The organism is Sphingosinicella sp. YJ22, assembly GCF_011320075.1.
GTDB lineage: Bacteria > Pseudomonadota > Alphaproteobacteria > Sphingomonadales > Sphingomonadaceae > Allosphingosinicella.
Window position 1 is genome coordinate 1 of the sequence record NZ_JAANPA010000072.1, and the last position, 3,982, is coordinate 3,982.

A 3,982-nucleotide genomic window follows, 5' to 3' on the forward strand; every position below is an offset into this window, starting at 1 on the left:
GCGACACCGTCGCCGCCGCCCAGGCGCGGATCGACACCGCCCTCGCCGCCGTCCAGTCGGCGCGCGAGGCCGCCGACGCCGCCCGCCGCGCCGAGACCGAGGCCAATGGAGCGATCCGCGACGCGGTGCGCGAGGAGGACCAGGTCAACACCGAGCTGGAGCGGCTCGAAATCCGCCGCTCCGGCCTCGACGAGCGCGCCGACCAGGCCGCCAGGGACCTCGCCGAAGCCCAGGCCCGCCATACCGAGGCGCAGGCCGCGCTCGACGCCCTACCCGATCCCGCCGTCACCCGCGGCCGCGTCCAGTCTGCCGGCGAGGCCGCCGAAATCGCGCAGACCGCCGTCGCCGAGGCGCGCGCCGAATTCGCCACCCACGCCCGCGCGCTCGCCGCCGACCAGCAGCGCCGAGCCGCCGCCACTCAGGAGATCGAGGCCTGGGGCCAGCGCTCGTCCAAGGCCGCCGAGCGCGACGAGGAACTGGCCCGCCGAATCCACGAAGCGGACGAGGAAGCCGCCTCGCTCGCCGACGCCCCCGAGCGGCTCGGAGCCCAGGCCGATGCGGCTGAGACCGCCTCCGCCGAGGCGGCGCGCGCAGCGACGGAGGCCGCCCAGCAGGAACGCGCCGCCGAGACCGCGCTTCAGGCAGCCGACGGCCGCCTCGCCAATGCCAACGAGGCGCTCGCCATCGCCCGCGAGGCGCGCGCCGGCGCCCTCGCCCGCGCCGAGAGCCAGGACCATCGTCGGATCGAGATGGGCCGGATCTCCGGCGAAAAGTTCGAATGCCCGCCGCCATTGCTCCCCCAGCGCCTGGGCTTCGACGAGACCGAGCTTGGCGAGGCGCACCAGGAATCGGCGCGCCTTGAGAAGCTGACCCAGGACCGCGAGCGGATCGGCCCGGTCAACTTGATCGCCGAGCGCGAGCTCGCCGAGCTCGAGGATGAGGTCACCACCAGCGCCGCCGAGCGCGAGGAGCTGGGCACCGCAATCCACCGCCTGCGCGGCTCGATCGGCAGCCTCAACCGCGAGGGCCGCGCCCGCCTGCTCACCGCCTTCGAAGCGGTCGACCGCCATTTCCGGAGCCTGTTCACCACCCTGTTCGAGGGCGGCCAGGCCCATCTCGAGCTGGTCGAGAGCGACGATCCCTTGGAAGCCGGCCTCGAGATCATGGCGCAGCCGCCGGGCAAGCGTCTCCAGTCGCTCACCCTGCTGTCGGGCGGCGAGCAGGCGCTGACCGCGGTCGCCCTGATCTTCGCTCTGTTCCTCACCAACCCAGCGCCGATCTGCGTCCTCGACGAGGTCGACGCGCCGCTCGACGACGCCAATATCGAGCGCTTCTGCAGCCTGCTCGACCGCATGACCCAGGAGACGAACACCCGCTATCTGATCGTCACCCACAATGCGGTGACGATGAGCCGAATGCACCGCCTGTTCGGAGTCACCATGGTCGAAAAAGGCATCAGCCGCCTGGTCAGCGTCGACCTCGGCGGCGCCGAGCGCCTGCTCGCCGCGGAATAGCGAGCTTGAAGCGCCCGCGCGGCGCATCCATCTAGCCCGTGATGGAAAATGTCAGCGCTTTCCCCGCCCAGCGCGGGACCTCCGAAGGGCAGCAGCCCTCCCCTGAAGAAACCGCTCGCGCGAAGAAGGGCCTCACCCCCAAGGCGGTCGTCGCCGCCCTCGACGCGCACATCATCGGCCAGGACGAGGCCAAGCGCGCCGTCGCGGTCGCGCTTCGCAACCGCTGGCGCCGCCAGCAGCTCCCCGAGGGGCTGCGCGAGGAGGTGACGCCCAAGAACATCCTGATGATCGGGCCGACCGGCTGCGGCAAGACCGAGATCAGCCGCCGCCTGGCGAAGCTCGCCGACGCGCCGTTCGTGAAGGTCGAGGCGACCAAGTTCACCGAAGTCGGCTATGTCGGCCGCGACGTCGAGCAAATCGCCCGCGACCTCGTCGAGGAAGCGGTGCGGCTGGAGCGCGAGCGCCGCCGCGAGGCGGTGCGCGACTCCGCTGAGGCCGCCGCAGTCGAACGCCTGCTCGACGCTCTCACCGGCAAGGAAGCGAGCCAGGCGACCCGCGAGAGCTTCCGCAAGATGGGCCAGGACGGCCATCTCGACGACAAGGAAGTCGAGATCGAGCTGGTCGACAGCCCCAACCAGTCGTTCGAGATCCCCGGAATGCCGGGCCAGGTCGGCATGATCAACCTGTCCGACATGCTCGGCAAGGCGATGGGCGGCCCGCCCAGGAAGCGCCGCAAGATGAAGGTCCGCGACGCCCTCGCCAAGCTGGTCGAGGAGGAGAGCGACAAGCGGCTCGACATGGACGACGTCAACCGAGTCGCCCTCAAGGACGCCGAGGAGAATGGAATCGTCTTCCTCGACGAGATCGACAAGATCGCGGTCAGCGACGTGCGCGGCGGCTCGGTCAGCCGCGAAGGCGTGCAGCGCGACCTGCTGCCGCTGATCGAGGGCACCACGGTCGCCACCAAATATGGGCCGATGAAGACCGACCATGTCCTGTTCATCGCTTCGGGCGCCTTCCACATCGCCAAGCCGTCGGACCTGCTGCCCGAGCTCCAGGGCCGCCTGCCGATCCGCGTCGAGCTGAAGGCGCTGACCGAGGAGGATTTCGTTCGAATCCTCTCCGACACCCGCGCAAGCCTGACCGAGCAATATCGCGCGCTGCTCAAGACCGAGGGCGTCGACATCGCCTTCACCGACGAGGGCATCAAGGCGCTCGCCCGCGTTGCAGCGGAGGTGAACGGGCAGGTCGAGAATATCGGCGCCCGCCGCCTCCAGACGGTGATGGAGAAATTGCTGGAGACGGTGAGCTTCGACGCCGAGGACCGCCATGGCGAGACCGTCACGGTCGACGCGGCCTATGTCGATCAGCAGCTTGCCGAGATCGCCCGCGACACCGACCTCAGCAAATACGTCCTCTGAGGATTCGTTCCGGCGCCTCATCGATGGCGAGGCTCGACTCGCCGCATAATCTCGCGAAAAAGTTGCAGTCGCGTCGCCTGCTTGTGAGGAAGAGCGCCCCTAGAAATTGGAGACGTGCGTGAAGGTTTTTCAGATTCTGACTGCGGCGGCTGCGGGCGCCGTTCTTGCCACCCCGGCCGCCGCCCAGGACGCGGCGCAGCCGGCCACCGAAGCGGCTCCGGCTGAAGCCGCGCCCGCGGCGCCGGCGCCGGTCACCATTGCCGACCTCACCGAGGGCGCCACCGTGCGCGGCAGCGACGGCAATCCGGTCGGCACCATCGAATTCGCCGACGCCGAGGGCGCCACGGTGACCACCGGTTCCGCCAAGCTCTATCTGCAGGTCAGCAATTTCCGCAAGGACGAGCAGGGCCTGGTGATCGGCGCCACCCGCGCCCAGTTCGAAGCAGCCGCCGCGCAGATCGCTGCCGGCTCCTGATCGAATCTCCGATCGGCAAATGAAGCGGCGCCGGCGGCCCTCGCCGGCGCCGCTTTTTATTGTAAGGGCGGGGCGATGATCGGTCGTCTCGCCATGCTTTCGCTTCTCGCGGTTCCGGCTCCCGCCTTCGCCCAGGGCCTGCCCGCGGGCGAGGATGTGGTCGTCGTCACCGGCCGCGGCCTCGACGAAGCGGCCGGCGAGGCGGTGTACGGAATCGTCGCCATCGGCCGCGACCGGCTCGCTTCCTCGCCGTCGAACCGGCTCGAGGACGTGCTTCGCGACGTCCCGGGCTTCCAGCTCTTCCGCCGTTCCGACGCGCGCTCGGCCAATCCGACCAGCCAGGGCGCGACTCTGCGTGCGCTCGGCGGCAACGCCTCGTCGCGCGCGCTCCTGATTCTCGACGGAGTGCCGCAGACCGACCCGTTCGGCGGCTGGATCAGCTGGCCGGCCTACCACCCGCGCCGGCTCGGCCAGGTGCGGGTGGTGCGCGGCGGCGGCAGCGGCGCGGCCGGCCCCGGCGCGCTGGCCGGAACCATCGAGCTGGACAGCGCCGGGCCCGGCGACCTTCGCGG

Annotated in this window: 3 protein-coding genes and 1 pseudogene; all 4 read left to right on the plus strand. The window is 70.4% G+C overall.

The annotated features are described in order from the left end of the window. Positions 1–1,514, plus strand: a pseudogene (locus G7B71_RS15380) (chromosome segregation protein); the annotation flags it as partial. Positions 1,515–1,555: 41 nt separating this feature from the next. Next, positions 1,556–2,935, plus strand: coding sequence for an ATP-dependent protease ATPase subunit HslU (gene hslU, locus G7B71_RS15385; RefSeq protein WP_166042537.1), 1,380 nt, complete (start codon positions 1,556–1,558; stop codon positions 2,933–2,935). 118 nt (positions 2,936–3,053) lie between these two features. Beyond that, positions 3,054–3,410 (plus strand): hypothetical protein, encoded by a 357-nt coding sequence (locus tag G7B71_RS15390; RefSeq protein ID WP_166042535.1) that lies wholly within the window; start codon positions 3,054–3,056, stop codon positions 3,408–3,410. Between the two features lie 75 nt (positions 3,411–3,485). Further along, a partial coding sequence (locus tag G7B71_RS15395) for a TonB-dependent receptor plug domain-containing protein (RefSeq protein WP_166042539.1) occupies positions 3,486–3,982 on the plus strand: 497 nt, incomplete at its 3' end.

Bases quoted from the DNA above. Each gene is read 5' to 3' on its own strand.
- hslU (WP_166042537.1), top strand. From the start codon at position 1,556: ATGGAAAATGTCAGCGCTTTCCCCGCCCAGCGCGGGACCTCCGAAGGG.